At 42.0% G+C, this 19699-nt stretch carries 14 protein-coding genes; 12 read left to right on the forward strand and 2 right to left on the reverse strand.

The window, feature by feature from the left end; genetic code table 11:
* Positions 1 to 13 precede the first annotated feature (13 nt).
* The 12 genes from N7E81_RS13160 to dnaN all read left to right on the forward strand — a co-directional run bounded on the left by N7E81_RS13160 (position 14) and on the right by dnaN (position 16900).
* On the forward strand, positions 14 to 712 hold the full coding sequence (locus N7E81_RS13160) for an SDR family oxidoreductase (RefSeq protein WP_263050051.1): 699 nt from the start codon (positions 14 to 16) through the stop codon (positions 710 to 712).
* Between the two features lie 24 nt (positions 713 to 736).
* On the forward strand, positions 737 to 1654 hold the full coding sequence (gldA, locus tag N7E81_RS13165) for a gliding motility-associated ABC transporter ATP-binding subunit GldA (protein ID WP_263050052.1): 918 nt from the start codon (positions 737 to 739) through the stop codon (positions 1652 to 1654).
* On the forward strand, positions 1655 to 2383 hold the full coding sequence (gene gldF, locus N7E81_RS13170; protein WP_263050053.1) for a gliding motility-associated ABC transporter permease subunit GldF: 729 nt from the start codon (positions 1655 to 1657) through the stop codon (positions 2381 to 2383). It abuts the gene before it with no gap.
* A complete protein-coding gene (gldG, locus tag N7E81_RS13175; protein ID WP_263050054.1) occupies positions 2377 to 4062 on the forward strand; it encodes a gliding motility-associated ABC transporter substrate-binding protein GldG in 1686 nt (561 codons plus the stop codon). The genes gldF and gldG overlap by 7 nt, the downstream gene beginning before the upstream one ends.
* A 4-nt stretch (positions 4063 to 4066) precedes the next feature.
* Positions 4067 to 5008 carry a DUF4340 domain-containing protein gene (locus N7E81_RS13180; protein ID WP_263050055.1) on the forward strand — a complete coding sequence of 314 codons (942 nt, stop codon included), beginning with the start codon at positions 4067 to 4069 and terminating at the stop codon, positions 5006 to 5008.
* A gap of 8 nt (positions 5009 to 5016) precedes the next feature.
* Positions 5017 to 5595, forward strand: a complete 579-nt coding sequence (locus N7E81_RS13185) for a helix-turn-helix domain-containing protein (protein ID WP_263050056.1) — start codon at positions 5017 to 5019, stop codon at positions 5593 to 5595.
* Between the two features lie 216 nt (positions 5596 to 5811).
* The gene (locus N7E81_RS13190; RefSeq protein ID WP_263050057.1) at positions 5812 to 8295 is read left to right on the forward strand and encodes a heavy metal translocating P-type ATPase; all 2484 of its coding nucleotides are present in this window, start codon (positions 5812 to 5814) and stop codon (positions 8293 to 8295) included.
* A gap of 48 nt (positions 8296 to 8343) precedes the next feature.
* Positions 8344 to 8760 carry an HYC_CC_PP family protein gene (locus tag N7E81_RS13195; protein WP_263050058.1) on the forward strand — a complete coding sequence of 139 codons (417 nt, stop codon included), beginning with the start codon at positions 8344 to 8346 and terminating at the stop codon, positions 8758 to 8760.
* A gap of 99 nt (positions 8761 to 8859) precedes the next feature.
* Complete coding sequence (locus N7E81_RS13200; RefSeq protein WP_263050059.1) at positions 8860 to 12663, forward strand: efflux RND transporter permease subunit; 3804 nt, start codon at positions 8860 to 8862, stop codon at positions 12661 to 12663.
* Complete coding sequence (locus tag N7E81_RS13205; protein ID WP_263050060.1) at positions 12660 to 13904, forward strand: TolC family protein; 1245 nt, start codon at positions 12660 to 12662, stop codon at positions 13902 to 13904. The genes N7E81_RS13200 and N7E81_RS13205 overlap by 4 nt, the downstream gene beginning before the upstream one ends.
* Positions 13901 to 15607, forward strand: a complete 1707-nt coding sequence (locus N7E81_RS13210) for an efflux RND transporter periplasmic adaptor subunit (RefSeq protein WP_263050061.1) — start codon at positions 13901 to 13903, stop codon at positions 15605 to 15607. Before N7E81_RS13205 ends, N7E81_RS13210 begins: the two co-directional genes overlap by 4 nt.
* A gap of 165 nt (positions 15608 to 15772) precedes the next feature.
* A complete protein-coding gene (gene dnaN, locus N7E81_RS13215; RefSeq protein ID WP_263050062.1) occupies positions 15773 to 16900 on the forward strand; it encodes a DNA polymerase III subunit beta in 1128 nt (375 codons plus the stop codon).
* Between the two features lie 82 nt (positions 16901 to 16982).
* Here the strand turns inward: dnaN and N7E81_RS13220 are convergent, their stop codons facing one another.
* Together N7E81_RS13220 and N7E81_RS13225 are read right to left on the reverse strand one after the other, a co-directional pair.
* Complete coding sequence (locus tag N7E81_RS13220; RefSeq protein WP_263050063.1) at positions 16983 to 18113, reverse strand: carboxypeptidase-like regulatory domain-containing protein; 1131 nt, start codon at positions 18111 to 18113, stop codon at positions 16983 to 16985.
* A 208-nt stretch (positions 18114 to 18321) separates the two neighbouring features.
* A complete protein-coding gene (locus N7E81_RS13225) occupies positions 18322 to 19692 on the reverse strand; it encodes a TlpA family protein disulfide reductase (protein WP_263050064.1) in 1371 nt (456 codons plus the stop codon).
* Between the last annotated feature and the right edge of the window lie 7 nt (positions 19693 to 19699).

Consider the following 19699-nt stretch of genomic DNA (forward strand, 5'->3'; position numbering starts at 1 on the left):
GTACGTATTAAATATGAGCTTAGAAGGAAGAGTAGCCATTGTAACGGGCGCGAGTAAAGGCATTGGATTAGAAATTGTGAAGCAGCTGCTAACCAAAGGGGTGAAAGTAGCGGGTTGGAGCCGCACGGACAACGACATCACGGATCCCAATTATCTATTTATATCTGTAGATGTAAGTGACCCAGAGAGCGTAGCGCACGCCTATAGGCAGACCGCAGAAATGCTGGGCGAAAACATTGATATATTAGTCAATAATGCAGGGTTTGGTATTGCAGGCCCTATGGATGAAATGGTTTTTGAAGATTGGAAAAGGATGTTTGACGTAAATGTGCATGGCATATTTTTCACATCTAATGCAGTTATTCCTAAGATGAAAGAATTGGATCGTGGCCATATCATCAATATCAGCTCTATCGCTGGTAGAAACCCAGTAAAAGGATTTGCGGGTTATGCAGGCACCAAACATGCTGTGACAGGTATTTCACATTCTATGTTTATGGAATTGAGAGATTTCGGGATTAAAGTGACTTGTATATACCCAGGTAGCGTCAATACCAATTTCTTTGATGATATCGATGCGGTAACAGCCAATGAGAACATGATGAGACCAGAAGATGTGGCCAGTAGCGTAGTCCATTGTCTGGAGACTCACCCTAATTATTTGCCAGTCGATTTTGAAGTGCGACCTTTGCGACCGAACCCAACAAAATAATCTTTAGATTAAATCAAAATTTCCTTGTCGATAGAAGTACAAAATCTGACTAAAACCTACGGGCAGCAAAAAGCTGTTGATGGCATCTCATTTTCGGCCAACCGAGGCGAGATCTTGGGGTTCTTAGGGCCTAATGGTGCAGGAAAATCCACCACGATGAAAATTGCCACGGGCTACTTAGGAGCTACCGCAGGGCAGGTGCTCATTGGTGGTATCAACGTAGCAGAAGATCCTATCAGTGCCAAGCGCATTACAGGCTACTTACCAGAGCACAATCCGCTCTATTTGGATATGTATATTCATGAGTTTTTAGCCTTTTCGGCCAAAGTGAACCAAATGAAAGTAGCAGAAATCAAGGCTGCAGTAAAGCGTGTGGTTGAGATGTGTGGTTTGACTTTAGAACAAAACAAGAAAATAGGTCAGTTGTCCAAAGGCTATCGCCAACGCGTGGGGTTAGCACAAGCACTACTCCACGACCCAGAAGTCTTGATTTTGGATGAACCGACTACGGGTTTGGATCCTAATCAGATTTTGGAAATCCGTAAGTTGATCAAAGAAGTGAGCAAGGATAAAACCGTGATTTTTTCTTCGCACATCATGCAGGAGGTAGAAGCACTTTGCGACCGGGTGGTTGTGATCAACAAAGGGCAGCTCGTGGCGGATCAGCCGATTACGGAATTCTCAAAAGGCCTTTCGGATGAAACTTGGCTACGTGTAGAGTTTAAGTCGGCCATCGATCAGAAGTTGCTAACTAAAATTATAGAAGTGACTGACGTACAAGCCGTGAGTCCCTGTATATACAAATTGCAAGTGACCAATAGTGAAGAGGCGAGAAGTGCGGTATTCAAATTGGCAGGGGAGAAGAATTTGCCCTTGGTAGGCTTACAAGAGGAGGAGAGCTCCTTCGACGAAATTTTCCACTTACTGACTAAAGAGAAATAAATGCTGGCGGTATTTGTAAAAGAAATTAATAGTTTCCTCAATAGCCTGATCGCATACATTGTGATAGGTGTGTTTTTGACTTCCATTGGGTTACTGATGTGGGTATTTCCAGAAAGTAGTATTCTAGAATATGGCTATGCCGATATGAGTACGTTATTCAATCTGGGGCCCTATGTTTTTATGTTTCTCATTCCAGCGATTACTATGCGATTTTTTTCAGAAGAAAAACGCACAGGTACCGAAGAGCTGCTAATGACCAAACCATTGACTACGCTTCAGATCATTTTAGGAAAGTACTTTGCAGGTTTTGCTTTGGTGTTTTTGTCAGTGCTACCCACGTTGTTCTATTTCTATTCGGTCTATGCTTTGGGCAACCCAGTAGGCAATCTAGACATCTCGGGTACGGTTGGCTCATACATTGGTTTGTTGTTGTTGGGAGGTGTGTTTGTAGCCATTGGCATATTTTCTTCAGCTCTTACCGACAATCAGGTCGTAGCCTTTGTTTTGGCAGTATTTCTGTGTTTTGTGCTATACTCTGGGTTATCATCGTTGGCTACTATCGATGTGTGGGGCGAGTCTTCTTTGTGGCTGCAGCAGATCAGCTTGGTTTTTCATTACGAATCGCTTAGTAGAGGCCTTATAGATATAGCAGATATCGTGTATTTTATCAGTGTAGTGGCGATTATGGTACTTTTTACTCAACTCAAATTGGACGCTAAGAAATGGTAAATCAGAAGCGAATAGAAAGCCTTTTGAGGTTGGGTATAGGTCTATTACTCCTAGTCATTTTAAATCAACTGGCAGGGATATACCCTATGCGATTGGATCTCACAGAAGAGAAAAGATATTCAGTCACACCAGCTACACGTGCGATGTTGGAAGACTTGCAGGATGTCGTATATATAGAGGTATTTCTTGAAGGTGAAATGCCAGCAGGATTCAAAAGATTGCGTAAAGCAATTGAAGAAACCTTGAGTCAGTTCGATTACTACGCCGATGGTTTGGTGAAAGTAGACTTTATAGACCCATCTGCTGCACTCAACGAAAAAGCCAGGAATGAATATTTTCGTTCGCTCATGCAACGAGGTCTACAGCCTACCAACCTCTCTTATAAGCGGGATGGAAATAAGACGGAAAAGCTGATTTTTCCAGGAGCCATCGTGAGCTACTATGGTCAGGAAGTACCTGTGACACTCCTTCGTGGGAGTCAGTCGGCTACTGCAGAAGAACGCTTGAACCAATCTATAGAAGGGCTGGAATATGAATTGGCAAATGCCATTCGAATCCTTTCTAATGATAGGAAAAAGACTGTAGCGCTGATCCAAGGTCATGGTGAACCAGATAGCCTGAATCTGGCAGGGTTGACCAATGCGCTTTTGGAAAAATATGATGTATTTAATGTTGACCTGAGTACAGGTAACAAAGATTTGGGTATATATGATGCGGTTATCTTCCCGAAACCTGCTACGGTCTTTTCTACAGAAGAAAAATACGAAATCGATCAGTATATCATGAATGGAGGGAAGACACTATTTTTTGTAGATGCCCTACGAGTAAATATGGACAGTGCAAGTGGAGAAGGGACTTTTGCTTTTCCGTATGAGTTGGGACTCGACGATATGTTTTTCAAATATGGAGTGCGTATCAATCGTGATTATGTGCAAGATATCGTGTGTGGAGAGTATCCGATTGTGGCGGGCAATATGGGTGATCAGGCACAAATTCGCATGCTACCTTGGCCGTTTTTTCCGATGGTCAATAATTTTGGTAATCATCCGATTGTAAAAAACTTAGATGCTGTTTCTATGAAATTTGTTTCTACGATTGATACAGTGAAGGCTGATGGTATTGAGAAAATCCCGTTGCTCAAGACCTCGCAATACTCTATGGTCAATCAAGCACCAGTGAAAGTGGCTTTCAATGAATTGAGAAAGAATCTTGATCCTGAACGATTCAATCAAGGATCGAAAAATGTGGCTTATTTGCTCAAGGGTAAATTCACTTCCATTTATAAAAATAGAATTTTACCGAAAGGCATAAACAAAAGCGAATTTAAGGGTACAGGTAAGGAAACTTCTATTTTGATTTGCTCAGACGGCGATATGATTCGCAACGAATTTAGTCTCAAAGATGGCACGCCCATGGAACTTGGACTGAGCCCATACAGTCAAATGAAATTTGCCAATAAGGATTTTGTGATGAATGCCGTCGATTATATGCTCAATGATCAGGGATTGATCGTTTCTAAAAACAAGTCACTGGCAATACGCCCGCTCGACAAAGTAAAAATAGCCAAAGAAAAACTGATATGGCAGTTGATCAACCTCGTATTGCCTATTGTATTGCTCGTTATTTATGGTGTTTTGAGGGCTTATTGGAGAAAGAGAAAATACGCAAGTTTTAAGTAAGGAGATGACTAAAATTAAGAAACTCAGTTTTGTTTTTGTAGCGCTTTTGGTGGTTTCCTTGGTGCTAACTTGGGTGGGACGAAAGGAAAAGGTGGTAGCTGTAGATAAAACTTTATTTGCGGTAGCAGACACCACACAGATGGTAAGTCTGGCGATTGCATCTGGTGCAGACCAAATTGTGATCAAAAGAGAAAAGAAGAGTTGGAAAATTAATGATCAGTATAATGCAGACCCGCAATTGATTTATTTGACTCAGCGTATTTTGAATGCCGTACAAACCCAACGTCCAGTGAGCCAATCCAACTTTGAATCTATCAAAAAAGAACTGCAGACGGATGGTAAATTAGTAACTGTAGGTTTCGAAGACGGTCATACGCAGCAGTTTTATGCAGGTGGGAATACAGCCAAAACCACGGCCTATTTTGGAAATGAAAGTTTAACTAAAATTTATACTGTGGCTATCCCAGGGTATAAAAGTTATCTGTCTGGTATTTTTGAGCTTTCGCTCAATCAATGGAGAGATCGAGTGCTTTTTGCTTCAAGCTGGCGGACTATTCAAGAATTGGAAATCAACTATACGAGCAGCGATCAGGAGAATTTATCCATACGTTTCGATCAGCAGTTTTTGGCAGTGAGAGGTGTAAGTGTGTTAGATACAGCTGCCTTGATGAATTACTTGCAGCCGTTGGAGTTTTTTCAGCTCAATGACTACCTCACGCCAGGCAATTTTCCGAAGTATGATAGTTTGCTTGATGAGGCGCCTATTGCCACAGTAAAGTTGCAAGACATCAATCCAAGTAACAATCGACAACTTGCGATCTATCCGAAAATAGCAGGAGAGCAATTCTATCTTGTCATGGATCAAGCAAATGAAATGATCGTAGTGGATGCTGTCCGGATGGAACGATTCTTGGTTGGTTCGTCTGCTTTCAAACGTCAAGAATAATCGTTCCCTTGAGCACTACACTCACAATCAAAAACATGGTTTGTCCGAGGTGTATCTCGGCCGTCAATCAGATTGTGAATGGCTTAAAACTCAAGGTGAAAGATATCCGACTCGGTGCAGTAGAATTGGATGAAGATGTGTTGGATGCCAAAACCATGATTGAGTTGGATCAAATGCTTTCAGAAAGCGGCTTCGAGCGGATAGATGGTAAAAAATCACAATTGCTTGAGCGAATCAAAACATTGGTTATACAAACCATTCACTACGAAAATCATTTCCAACTGACCATTAACTGGTCAGATTTTTTGTCGGAGAGGCTAGCTCATGACTATCATTACCTGAGTACCTTGTTTTCTTCTGTAATGGGTATCACACTAGAGCAGTACATTATCAAACAAAAGATAGAAAAGGTAAAAGAATATTTACATTACGACCAACTGGCTATAAAGGAAATCGCCTTTAAATTGGGATACAGTAGTGTGGCGCATCTTTCGGCACAGTTCAAAAAGGTGACAGGTATGCCTCCCTCAGCTTTCAAAAAAGGCAATTCGTCTGTAGATAGACAGTCACTAGACGGTATCCAATAATCATATAACAATCACTACGAATTGTGTAACTCCTAGCAAATAGGCTTGCATACCTTTGAGTCATAGATTTAAATATCTAGCGTTTTGTTATTTAGAACACAAGAGAATCTAAAAACAAACGACTAAACGTTAATGAAACCTAGAGTGCGATAGATGAGGCCTGTTTTGGCTCTTGTCTTCAATAGCGAATGAGGTCATGATTAAAATTAGATTAAGATGAAACATACCTATCGAGTCACCGGAATGTCCTGCAACGGATGTAAATCACATGTAGAGGAAGCACTTTTGCAATTGCCAGAAGTGAAGTCGGCCAGTGTAGAGTTAGCCGAAGGCACCGTGACATTGGAGATGTTAGCGCACTTGGAGCTAGCCCAATTGCAAGAGGTGTTGGCGGATTCGCAGTATGTGATTCATCCAGCGGATTATCCCAAGGAAGAGAAAAAACTAGCACCGATGCCCACGATAAGAGGTGAGAATTATTACTGCCCTATGCATTGTGAAGGGGAGAAAACCTATAGGCAGTTTGGGGATTGTCCCGTTTGTGGAATGGATCTAGTAGCAGAAGTAAGTGCTGCCAGTACATCAGCTACGGAATATACGTGCCCCATGCACCCAGATATAGTAAGTGACAAGCCGGGTAGCTGTCCCAAATGTGGGATGGATTTAGTGTCTAAAGAACCAGAAACTGCTGTCGAGGACAAGAGCTTTCAACGTTTAGTTAGGAAATTTAAAATAGCCACTGGATTTACACTGCCGATCTTCCTGATCGCCATGTCTGATATGTTACCCAACAATTCCATATATCAATGGATGCCGATTCAGTATTGGAATTGGGTTCAATTGCTCTTATCGATTCCAGTGGTGTTTTATGCTACATGGATGTTTTTTCAGCGTGCCTACACATCTATCATGACTAGAAATTACAACATGTTTACACTGATCGGTATAGGTGCAGGCGTAGCTTGGCTATTTAGTGTGTTTGGGTTGCTATTTCCAGAGGTATTTCCAGACCAATTTCGAACGGAGTCTGGAGCGATACACATGTATTTCGAATCGGCTACAGTCATTCTGACTTTGGTTTTGCTCGGACAAGTGCTAGAAGCCAGAGCGCATAGTAAAACCAATAGTGCGGTAAAGAAATTACTCAAGTTGGCACCCAATCGTGCAGTTAAAATTGTAGGTGGAGAGGAAATAGAAATTGCCATTAATGAAATAGTTGTGGGAGATCTCCTTCGAGTGAAACCGGGAGACAAGGTGCCTGTAGATGGGGAAATCAAAGAAGGGAATAGCACGATAGATGAGTCCATGATTACCGGAGAACCTATGCCTGTGGATAAACAGGCGGGCGACAAAGTGAGTGCTGGTACTATCAATGGCAAACAATCTTTTACCATAACCGCACAGAAAATAGGTGCAGATACCCTGCTTTCACAAATCATTGATATGGTGAATCAGGCGAGTAGAAGCAAAGCGCCTATACAGAAGCTGGCGGATAAAATATCTGGGTATTTTGTGCCTGCTGTGGTGGGTGTTTCGATTATTACGTTTGGTGTATGGGTTGTTTTTGGCCCTGAGCCTCAATTCGTTTATGCGCTAGTCAATGCCATTGCTGTATTGATTATTGCGTGTCCATGCGCACTTGGACTAGCCACGCCTATGTCCGTTATGGTAGGGGTGGGCAAGGGCGCTGAATTAGGGGTGCTAATTAAAAATGCAGCTTCGCTTGAAAGAATGAATAAAGTAGATGTACTTATCATTGATAAAACTGGTACAGTGACCGAAGGCCAGCCAACGGTAGAGGAGGTAGTGGCTTTAGGTTTTGATCAAACAGAACTGCTTCAGCAGATAGCTTCAGTTAATCAACGGAGTGAACACCCATTGGCGGAAGCCATTGTGCGATATGCCCAAGATGAGGGAGTTACACTACAATCGATCACCGATTTTGAATCAGTGACTGGCAAGGGGGTAACGGCTAAAGTAGGCGGGCAGCTGACTGCGATAGGCAATGAGAAACTTTTGCTGGATTATGAAGTTAAGCTAAATAATGTGGCACATGAATTTGCGAAAAAACATCAGTCAGTGGGACGTACGGTTTCGTATGTGGCTGTTGATGGTAGATTAGTGGGGCTAGTAGCTATTGGGGACAAGATAAAGTCCACCAGCAAACAAGCGATAGAGGACTTGAAAGCCAATGGAATAAAAGTGATTATGATGACTGGCGATCATATGCGTACGGCTCAGGCTGTGGGAGACGAGCTGTCGTTGGACGAAGTGGTGGCAGACTGTCTTCCTGCCGACAAAATGGAAAAAGTGAAAGCACTGCAGTCCCAAGGCCTAGTCGTAGCCATGGCTGGAGATGGCATCAATGATGCGCCAGCTCTGGCGTTAGCAGATGTGGGGATAGCGATGGGTACAGGAACGGATATAGCCATAGAAAGTGCAGCCATTACGTTGGTGAAGGGCGACCTACATGGTATCGTAAAAGCTAGAATACTGAGCGAAAAAGTGATGCGAAACGTAAAGCAAAATTTGTTTTTCGCTTTACTATACAATGGATTTGGTGTGCCCTTGGCGGCAGGCGTATTGTTTCCGTTTTTCGGTATTTTATTGTCGCCCATGATAGCTGCTTTGGCTATGAGTTTTAGTTCGGTATCAGTGATTTCCAATGCGCTCCGATTGAGAGTAGCTAAAATAGTGTAAGATTTTTGAGATCTTTTTGTCTTAATTTGCCGTACTTTATCTAATTAAATGAAACAGTTGACATCCATATTACTTGCTGCGGCCATGCTTTTTGGGAGTATGGGCTTTTCTATGGGGACCCATTTTTGTGGGGGCGAGGCGATGATGGATGTACTCGTGCTGGGGCATGAGCATATGGATTGTGGAATGGGTGATATGGATCAAACCTGTGAAGCCGATAGCCACACACTTACAATCAAAAAAGCGCCTTGTTGTGAAAATGTATATTGGTCGTTACAACTTGAAGAAGTATATGCACATGATATAGCTGCTGTGTCTGTACAGCCTATGATTGCTGCAGTGTTGCTCTACGATTGGTCTACCTCTCCTTGGCAAGAAGTGGAGTTGCTCAAGTTTTTTGTGCCGTATACCCCGCCACCACTCCGACGCGTACTTCGTGTCTTATACCAAACATTCCGTCTTTGATACTTGATCCGTTCGTCGAGAGTCTTTTTTGAGAAAGCTCTTGCCGTTTAGTTGTGTCTGATTTTTCAGACACTATAGATTTCTAAAGTATCAAAACCTATGTTGAATCGAATTATACGTTTTTTCTTAGCGCATAAGCTAGTCACTGTATTGCTTATGATCGTGCTGATTGGCTGGGGGCTTATCACAGCTCCTTTTGGTTGGAAGACTCTTTTTTTGCCTTCGGATCCTGTGCCTGTCGATGCTATTCCAGATATTGGTGAAAACCAACAAATTATTTTTACGCCTTGGATGGGGCGATCTCCTCAAGATATAGAGGATCAAATTACTTATCCATTGACGACTTCCTTGCTGGGTATCCCCGGGGTAAAATCGATCAGGAGTTCGTCCGTTTTTGGATTTTCGAGTATCTATATCATTTTTAATGAAGACGTAGAGTTTTATTGGTCGCGTTCGCGAATTTTAGAAAAGCTCAATTCGTTACCCGTAGATCTTTTGCCAGATGGGGTTCGTCCTTCTTTAGGGCCAGATGCTACAGCACTTGGTCAGGTCTATTGGTACACGATCGAAGGGCGGGACAGAGACGGAAATCCTACTGGGGGGTGGGACTTACATGAAATAAGGTCTGTACAGGACTTTTTTGTCAAGTATGGGTTGAATGCCGTGGAGGGCGTGTCTGAAGTGGCTTCCATTGGAGGGTTTGTTCAGGAGTATCAAATAGATGTGAACCCTGACGCACTCAATGCCTATGATATTTCGCTACAGCAGGTCATGGATGCAGTCAGGAAATCCAACAGAGACGTAGGTGCAAAAACCATCGAAATCAACCAAGCGGAGTATTTGGTGCGAGGGTTGGGGTATATAAAATCTATTGCTGACATAGAAGAAACAGTAGTGGACGTGTCAGCACATCACGTACCGATTACCATCAAGGATATAGCTTTAGTAACTCTCGGGCCAGCCACACGGAGAGGGCTGCTCGACAAGGAGGGAGCGGAAGTAGTAGGAGGTGTGGTCGTAGCGCGTCATGGTTCCAATCCACTTGCCGTGATCAACAAAGTCAAAGACAAAATCAAAGATTTGTCAGGCGGTTTGCCTAAAAAGACCCTAGCCAATGGTGTAGAAAGTCAGTTGACGATCGTACCTTTCTATGATCGCACACAGCTGATCAACGAAACGCTTGGCACATTGGAGGAAGCACTTTCGTTAGAAATACTCATTACCATACTGGTGGTGATCGTAATGGTGCTCAACTTACGGGCTTCTATCCTCATTGCAGGATTACTACCTATTGCGGTATTGATGGTGTTTATCGCCATGCGCTATTTGGGGGTAGATGCCAATATTGTTGCCCTTTCGGGAATAGCCATTGCTATCGGTACTATGGTGGACTTGGGTATTGTCCTGTCCGAAAATGTGATCAAACATATGGGCGAAGCTCCTAAATCGCAGCGACTCATTGATACGATTTATAAGGCGTCGGCCGAGGTGAGTTCGGCTATTGTTACGGCCGTGTCTACCACTGTTGTGAGTTTTATTCCCGTTTTTGCGATGGAGGCTGCCGAAGGAAAACTTTTTAGGCCTTTGGCTTTTACCAAAACTTTTGCCTTGCTCTCTGCTCTGGCCGTATCACTTTTGATTTTGCCTAGCATTGCACATTGGGTATTTGGTTTTAGCATTCACAAAAAACTCAAAGGCAAGTTCATTCATGGACTATTGTTAGTAGTAGGCTTGTTGATTGCAGTTTTTAACTCCGTCTGGGCAGGGGTTACGCTTATGGCATTTGGACTGGCGTGGTTTTTTAATCTGGCGATTAAAAAAGAGTATTGGATATCAACTAACCTTAAGGTCATCATTGTGGTCATTTCTGCTACTTGGCTTATGGCCAAGTCTTGGATGCCTCTAGGTGCTAATGCGTCAGTAGCTCTCAACTTTGTCTTTGTCGTATGGATAGTCGCTTTGATTCTTGGTGCTTTTTTGATGTTAGAAAAGTATTACTTGAAGGTGTTGTATTGGTGTCTAGACAACAAAAAAAAGTTTTTATCCATTCCCGTTTTTTTGATTTTGTTTGGAGTGACTACCTGGCTGGGTTTTGCGACTGTATTTGGTTTTGTATCCAATGGATTTGATTTGGCTGGAGTACAAATTCGTACCACCAAGATATGGTCGTCCATGGAGAAAACCTTTCCAGGAATAGGTAAAGAATTTATGCCTGCCTTGGATGAGGGGAGTTTTTTGCTCATGCCCACCTCTATGCCTCATGCAGGAATGACTCAAAACAAGCGTGTAGTTCAACAACTAGACATGTTGTTGGCCAATATACCAGAAGTGGAGCTGGCAGTAGGAAAGATGGGGCGTGTAGAGTCAGCACTTGATCCAGCACCGATCTCTATGTATGAAAACATCATCAATTACAAGTCTGAGTACATGGTCAATAAGAAAGGCCACAGGGTAAAGTTTAAAGTGGATGAGGATGGGAATTATAAAACCCAATCTGGCAACTACTTATCTGCTTTAGATGCACTTGACGCTGATCTGACTTTTGATGAGTTAGTACCCGACGACAACGGAAACTATTACCGAAACTGGCGCCCAGAGATTAAATCTCCAGATGATATTTGGAATGAAATTGTGAAGGTGACCAAAATTCCAGGCGTAACATCAGCACCTAAACTACAGCCCATCGAGACCCGCTTGATCATGTTGCAAACGGGCATGCGTGCGCCTATGGGAGTCAAGGTTTATGGGCCTGATTTGGCTACAATAGAATCGTTTGGGCGAGAGTTGGAGGTGATTTTGAAAGAAGTACCATCTGTCAAGTCTGAGGCGGTATTTGCTGATCGCATCGTGGGCAAGCCTTATATTCATCTTAATATTGATCGCCAAAAAATAGCTCGATATGGACTAAGTATTGAAGATATACAACAGACCATCGAAGCTGCGGTGGGTGGTAGGCAAATCACCAGTACGGTAGAAGGTCGCGAACGATTTCCTGTAAGGGTGCGATACCCAAGAGAGCTGCGAGACGACCCTGCCACTTTAGCCAAAATCTATGTACGCACCTCCACAGGCACACAAGTACCGCTGGGAGATCTTATCCATATTTCCTATGCGCAAGGTCCGCAAATGATTAAAAGCGAAGATACTTTTTTGGTAGGCTATGTGTTGTTTGACAAAAAGGATGGCTATGCGGAAGTAGATGTGGTAGAAGAGTCGCAGCGTTCTATTCAAAATAGGATTGATGAAGGGACATTGGTCGTACCTGCAGGTATTAGTTTTAAGTTTTCGGGTAGTTATGAAAATCAAATCAGAGCAGAGAAGCGGCTGGCGATCATCGTGCCATTGGTATTGATTATCATCTTTCTTATTCTCTATTTCCAGTTTAAATCCATTTCTACTTCACTGATGATTTTTATGGGGGTAGCCATGGCATTTAGTGGGGCATTTATGATGCTTTGGTTTTATGGTCAGGACTGGTTTTTGGACTTTTCTCTATTCTCTACCAATATGCGTGAGCTGTTTCAGATTCAGACGGTCAACCTGAGTGTGGCAGTTTGGGTAGGTTTTATTGCTTTGTTTGGCATTGCTACCGACGATGGTGTGCTCATCGGTACTTATTTGGACCAGAGTATGAAAAAGTACCAACCCGCTACAGCTGAGGAGTTGAGAGAAGCAGTGACTCGTGCTGGCTTGCGCAGAATCAAACCAGCCGTGATGACGTCGGCGACTACCATTATTGCTTTGCTGCCTGTACTCACTTCTACGGGTAGAGGAGCCGATGTCATGATTCCGATGGCAATACCAGCTTTTGGAGGGATGATCGTTGCAGCCATTACTTTCTTCGTTACGCCTGTGCTCTACTATTGGAGAGAGGAATATAAACTAAAAAAATCAACGAGATGAAGCGTGTGATATACTTTATAGGCCTGTTGTTTTGGCTGATGTCCAATACAGGAATGAGCCAAAGCTTGGACGACTATCTACTGGAAGCTGCTGAAAATAACCCAGGACTAAAGGGAGCCTATTTGCGATTTGAAGCGGCTATGGAGCGTGTAGATCAGTCCAATGCTTTGCAAGACCCTACACTTTCGTTTGGTTATTTTATTAGTCCGGTAGAAACTCGATTAGGACCGCAGCGAGTCAAAATTGGCTTGAGCCAAATGTTTCCTTGGTTTGGTACGCTGTCGGCCAAAGAGGAGGTGGCCAATGCACAAGCCGAAGCGGCGTATCAGATGTTTGTGGATCAACGGGATGACTTGTTCTTGCGTGTGAAAAAACTCTATTTCCTTTTGGCCGAAATCAATGAACACATTCAATGGCAAGAAGAGAATTTGAAAATATTAGAAACCTATAAGGCTTTGAGCACAACGCAGTTTTCTAATTCAAAAGGTAGTATGGTCAATGTCATTCGTGTCGATATTTTGATGGAAAGTGCCATGACTGAGATCATGATCAATAGAGAAAAAAAACAGGCTATTGAATATGCTTTTGCCACATTGCTCAACAGGCAAGAAAAGGCAAAAATTGTAGTTGAACCCTTCGAGAGCCAGATTTCACCTGTGATATATGACAAGGATAGTTTGCTGCTCTACAACCCTAAGCTCAAGGCTAAAGAGTTTCAAATTTCATCTGCGGAGTCTATGCAAAGGGTTGCCAAAAAACAAGGTATGCCTAAGATTGGTTTGGGGCTTGATTATGTGTTTGTAGGTGATCGTACAGATATTTCAGTTCCAGACAATGGCAAGAATGTAGTGATGCCCATGTTTACATTGTCTTTACCGATCTATCGTAAAAAATACAAATCTGCCATCAAAGAGGCTGAATTGACACAGATGACATTGGTAGCGGAAAAAGAAGAATTGGTAAATGGCTTAGTTTCATCCTATTATATGACAAAAAATGAACTGGAGACTGCCCAGCAAAGAATTGCGCTCTTTGATCATCAGATAGAAAGCACGTCGATAGCCATCGATTTGCTGTATTCGGCTTATGAAAACTCAGGGCAGGATTTTGAAGATGTGCTGCAGATGCAGCAGGAGTTGCTAAAGTACAAAATGGCCAAGGCCACGGCGATCAAACAATATAATCTCGCCAGTGCCCAACTCAATTATTTGATTGCTCATTCAAACATTACATCAAAATGAAAAAGATAGTAGAAAATAAATTCGCCCTATTGGCTTTTGCTGTGTTGTTGGGTGGTGTCATAGGGTGGTTGGTAAAACCCACTAACCAGTCGAGAGGTGAAGAAGCGCATGTGCATGAGGAGGGGACGGGCCAGACATGGACTTGTGCTATGCATCCGCAAATCCGTCAAACCGAACCTGGCAATTGCCCGATCTGTGGCATGACACTGACACCACTTTCGTCGGATACAAACACCGAAGACCCTGTAGAGTTAAAAATGACGCCCACGGCTATGCAGCTGGCCGATGTACAGACCGAAATGGTGACACTGAAAATACCTACCAAAATCATTAGAATCAATGGTAAAGTAAAAGCAGATGAACGATACGTTTTTACACAAACTTCTCATATTTCTGGTAGGATAGAACAACTGCTGCTCAACTATACAGGGGAGTATGTCTACAAGGGAAAAGTGATTGCTTATCTATATTCTCCTGAGCTGGTTACGGCGCAGAAAGAGTTGTTTGAGGCCTATAAAATCAGAGATAATCAGCCTGTATTGTATAACGCTTCTCGCGAAAAATTGAAAAAATGGAAACTTACTGATCAACAAATCGACGGTATTTTGTCCTCTGGTCAGCCGATGGAGAGTTTTCCTATACTATCGGATTTGACTGGTGTAGTTACCACTAAGAAGGTAAACCTTGGCGATCACATCAAGCAAGGAGCTCCGCTCTTTGAGGTGGCTAACCTGAACAAGGTGTGGCTGCTTTTTGATATTTATGAAAGAGACATGGCTTGGGTAAAAAAAGGTGATAAAGTGAATTATACCTTTCAGGCTTTGCCAGGAGAGTCGTTTGTCGGCAATGTCACCTTTATCGACCCAGTGATAGATGCGAAAAGCCGAGTAGCTAGGGCAAGAATTACCGTAGACAATAGGGACGGGCGATTGAAACCAGAAATGTTTGTAAGGGGTACGATCGAAGCACAGCTCACAGGTGGTGAAGCAAGTATTGTAATACCTAAATCGGCAGTGATGTGGACAGGTAAACGGTCTATCGTTTATGTAAAAACCAATGCTACGAATGGTACACATTTTATGCTTCGAAAGGTCACTTTAGGGCCATCTTTAGGAGAGTCATTTGTAATTACTGCAGGGTTAGAGGCTGGCGAGGAAATTGCCACGCATGGTACGTTTAGTATAGATGCTGCGGCACAGTTGGCTGGCAAACCTAGTATGATGAGTGTTGTACATACCCCCCGTGCTGCTATTCTTAGTGTATCAGCCAAACAAGCACTTGCTCCAGTATATCATGCCTATTTCGAAATGAAAAATGCATTGGTGGATGATAATTGGGAAGCGGCCAAGCAGGCGGGTATACAGCTCAAGTCTTCTGTAGAAGGTGTGGATATGTCACTTTTTTTAGGTTCATCTCATGGGGCTTGGCTGGCGTATCGTAGTGCTTTTCTCAAATCCTTAGCGCATATTCATCATCAGGCAAATGAGGAAGGCGTACGTGGTGTTTTTTTACAGGTCTCATCGCCAATGGTAGATATGACGGTAGTGTTTGGCCCATTAGAGGAAAGGATTTATGTGCAGCATTGCCCGATGGCAGAACGCAACAAAGGAGCCGATTGGCTCAGTTTAGAAAAGGAAATAAAAAACCCCTACTTTGGATCGTCAATGATCAGGTGTGGGGAGAACAGAATAATATTAAAATAGTGAAGGCGAATTTGAGAGACTCAGAATGAGATTTTAGAGAGCAAAATCTCATTAAAAAGCCAGTAGTTTTTTATTAGCATTTTATCATTAACTTTGGATCAAATTTGGGGTAGCTCATGCCTCATGCAGTTTTCAGAATCTACAAACTTAAATATACACTAGCGAATGAAATTTATAGTTTCTTCCTCTTACCTACTCAAACAGTTGTCTGCCATCAATGGCGTGATCACAACCAATCCAGTAGTTCCAATTTTGGAAAACTTTCTATTCGAAATTGCAGATGGTAAATTGACCATCACGGCATCTGATTTGCAAACCTCCATGATCACTGAGCTGGAAGTGGAAGCGAAAGAAAACGGAAACATAGCAGTACCTTCCAAGATATTGTTGGAAACGTTGAGAAACTTACCCGAACAGCCGGTAACTTTTAGTATCGATGAAGAAACTTATAGCATTGAGATCAATTCTGATAATGGTCGATATAAGTTGGCTGGAGAAAATGCTACTGACTTTCCTAAAGTACCTAGTGTATCTGATGGCAATGATGTGAATATCTCGTCAAGCGTACTTGGTAATGCAATAAACAATACCATTCTAGCAACTAGTAGTGATGAACTTCGCCCTGCTATGACTGGTGTGTATTTGAATCTGTCTGAAACGAATACCACTTTCGTGGCAACGGACGGGCATCGATTGATCCGATACAGAAGAGTAGATATTGCCTCTGAAAACGGCGCAAGTATGATCATTCCAAGAAAAGCATTGACGCTTTTGAAATCTACCTTGCCAAGTAGCAATACCAATGTAAACGTACAATACAATGTAGCCAATGCCTTTTTTAAATTTGATGGCATTCACATGGTTTGTAGATTGATCGATGAGCGTTTCCCAGATTACGAAAATGTAATTCCTGCGAACAATGACAATGAAATGATCATTGATAGAACGGAGTTGCTAGGTTCGTTAAAAAGGATTGCTATCTATGCCAACAAGACTACGCACCAGGTAAGATTAAAAATTACAGGAAGTGAATTGGTTATTTCTTCAGAGGATTTGGATTTCTCTAATGAAGCCAACGAGCGTTTGTCTTGCGATCACAATGGCGCTGATATCGAAATAGGATTCAACGGTAAGTTTTTGATTGAAATGCTCGCTAATATAGATTCTACACAGGTATCTATGAAGTTCTCTGAGCCAAACAAAGCAGGTTTGCTCTTCCCTGTAGATAAAGATGATAACGAAGACCTACTCATGCTCGTGATGCCAGTTATGCTGAGCAACTATTCGGCATAAGTCATAGCGTTATAAAAAAAAACTAAAGCCATCCTGATAGTAATCGGGATGGCTTTTTTTGTACTCCGAAAATAAGGCTAAGCTAATAGCCCAATGCTTGCTTCTCTTTTGCACTCAACTTGATGTAGTTGAAATCTTCCCAGAAATTTTCTGTGAAAGTAGAGGCTTGATTGAAGAAAATATCGTCTTGGGTTAATGCTTCAGATAATTGAGGTTTAGTTTTGATAGATTCGAAGTCAGTCACTACCAGTAGTGCCTCAAAAGTAATAGGTTCACCATTTTGATTCCATTCGCCTACATAGGATACACGGTGGATATACCAGCTGTTGTCCACTTCTTTGTATTCTTCTGTCCATTTTACTTTGTTCCAAAATGCTTGCCCTTCGAGTAGAGGCTCGTATTCTGCTCTGATCACAGCTTTACTTTCTACGTCGATATAGAGTGATCCACGGCAATCTGCTTTTTTGTTTTTGGGTTCGAAAGAAATTTGAAAGACTTCTTTGCCATCATACCAAGTTAGTCCTTGTTTGGAGAAGGTGTAGTTGGCTAGTTTGTCCATTTTAATGAAACTGTCTGTACGACGGGTGACTCCGTTGATCATGTCCGTGGCATGTCCGTGGATCAATGGCATGAACAAGGTGTCTAGTGACGCAAAGGTTTTTTTACGTGTTTTTCTGGCATGAATGCTTGCTTTCTCTTTGCTGTATACCGTGGGGTAATAGATGTCGAAAATACCTTCTGCCAAGTAGATACACTCCTTATTGGTGCTAACGGTTTCTTTGTAGTAGGAGGAGAGTAGTTGATCCGAAAATTCGTAGTTGATCTGTAGGTAATTATTGACATCTCTCAATACCTGATCAGCAGTAATTACGACTACTTCGTCGAGCATTTCGCTTTTGAGATTGAGTGCAATTGTCAGGTTTGTATTATCTTCATTCAATTGAATGGCTGCTGTTTCATAACCTATGTATTTCACGAGCATCAGATTTTCAGCCGCATGATAGTTTACTTGAAATACAAATTCCCCGTCTAGGTTCGTAGTCGTACCAGTATGGTTATATATGATGTTGGCGAAAGCTAAAGGCTGGTTAGTGGATTGATCAATAACCTTTCCCGATACTTTTAGTGAAGTGCCTTCTTTTAGGTCAGGAAGGTTGGCTAGACTGTTGTAGCAGATTGCGAGTGCTACAGACAACAGAACCGATAACTTCATGGTATGTATGCTCTAAATGGTGAATAATATTTATTCTTCCGTAGCTGATTATAGAATTATACCAATTAAATAGCGGGTCAATGCAGGGTGTAATTTAGATAAAAAAATATTAGAAAAGTACATTTTAGGGGATCAGAAAACCATTCTGTTTTGATTTTTAGATAAATTATATGTTTGAAAGTTATAATTTATACCAATATGATAAATACTATGATTTATGGAGTAGCCCATCAAGTATTGATCGGGTTTCAGGGTTTGAAGGTCTCGGAGCATGAGCATTTATAATATTTCCATTTGGGTCGATAAGGATAAACCTAGGAATGGTTTCTATTATATAGTCTTTCAAAAATATAGAATTCCAACTTTGGTCCGCAAAGAGCTGAATGCCTTTTAGCTCTTTGTTTTTAACCATGTCTTGCCATTTAGAGAAGTCTTTGTTGGCATCAATAGAGAGACTTACAAACTCAATTAGGGTATCGTTATATCTTTCTTGTAGCGTTTTCAAGGCCGGAATTTCTTTCAGACAGGGGTGGCACCAGGTAGCCCATATGTCCATGTAGATATATTTGCCACGGAGGTCTGTCAAGCTGATGATCTGGTTCGTGATGTCCTTATAGGCAAAAGGAGGAGAGGGCATGCCTTGGTTTAGCTTCCTTATTTTATTCATTTTGTCATTAAGACCAGCTAGGGTAGTTGAGTCTGGAGATAGGTTTAATATGCCTTGGTAGATTTGCTCTACGTTTTTTTGACCTATATTAATTTTGCGGACAAGCTCTAGGATGAGCTCTGTTTTTATGAGCTGTGTCGTATTCGCTTTGATGGACTCAAACGTAGCAGTGGTTTGGCCTCGCTCGATTCTTGAGCCTATATAACTTTTCAGTAAATTTCTATAGCTACTCAGGTTTTCAAAGTCTTGTTCGTTGCTCATATCGAGCTGCTCTAAAGGTTTTTCAAAATCCGCCGATACGGTGTAGTTGTAATCTTGGGTAGCATGCTGGTGGTACTTTTCGTAATGGGAAATATGGGTCAAATATGTGTAGGTTATATTTCTTTTTTCTTGGGACACAAAGTCTATGTCTACTATTTCGCTCACTTGTAGTAGTTTGAGTACTTGATCCGACCAGCCTTTTACTTGGCGTTCAAAATCAGTTTCATTGTAAGAGTAGAGAATTTGATCGGATGTTAATGTGTTTTCAAATCTGGATTTATTGGCTAAGTAGTTATTGACTTTCGTTCCTGTGCCTTTCCCAGAAAAGAATAAGGTGTTATTGAATTGAGATTGATTGGCTGATAGATGTAGGACATAGCCTTTATCAAGAAATATTTGTGCCTTTTCAGACCCACAATAAAAAGTATAGAAGCCCCTTGCTACACGAAGGGTATCTGAAAAAGTGCCATTGCTGTTTCTGTCTATGTCAGTGGAGAAATAGTCTCCTTTGATTGTTAGGTAGCTTGAGTTGGATTGGGTAACGGTGCCAGAAATAAGTACGTAGTCTGGAACTGATGTAGGCGAACAAGCCCAACTAGCACAGGCTATTAACACAGCATAGATTAATGAGTGCTCCTGTTTTATTAGCATAGGTAAA

It is taken from the genome of Reichenbachiella carrageenanivorans, from assembly GCF_025639805.1.
In the GTDB taxonomy this organism is placed as follows: domain Bacteria; phylum Bacteroidota; class Bacteroidia; order Cytophagales; family Cyclobacteriaceae; genus Reichenbachiella; species Reichenbachiella carrageenanivorans.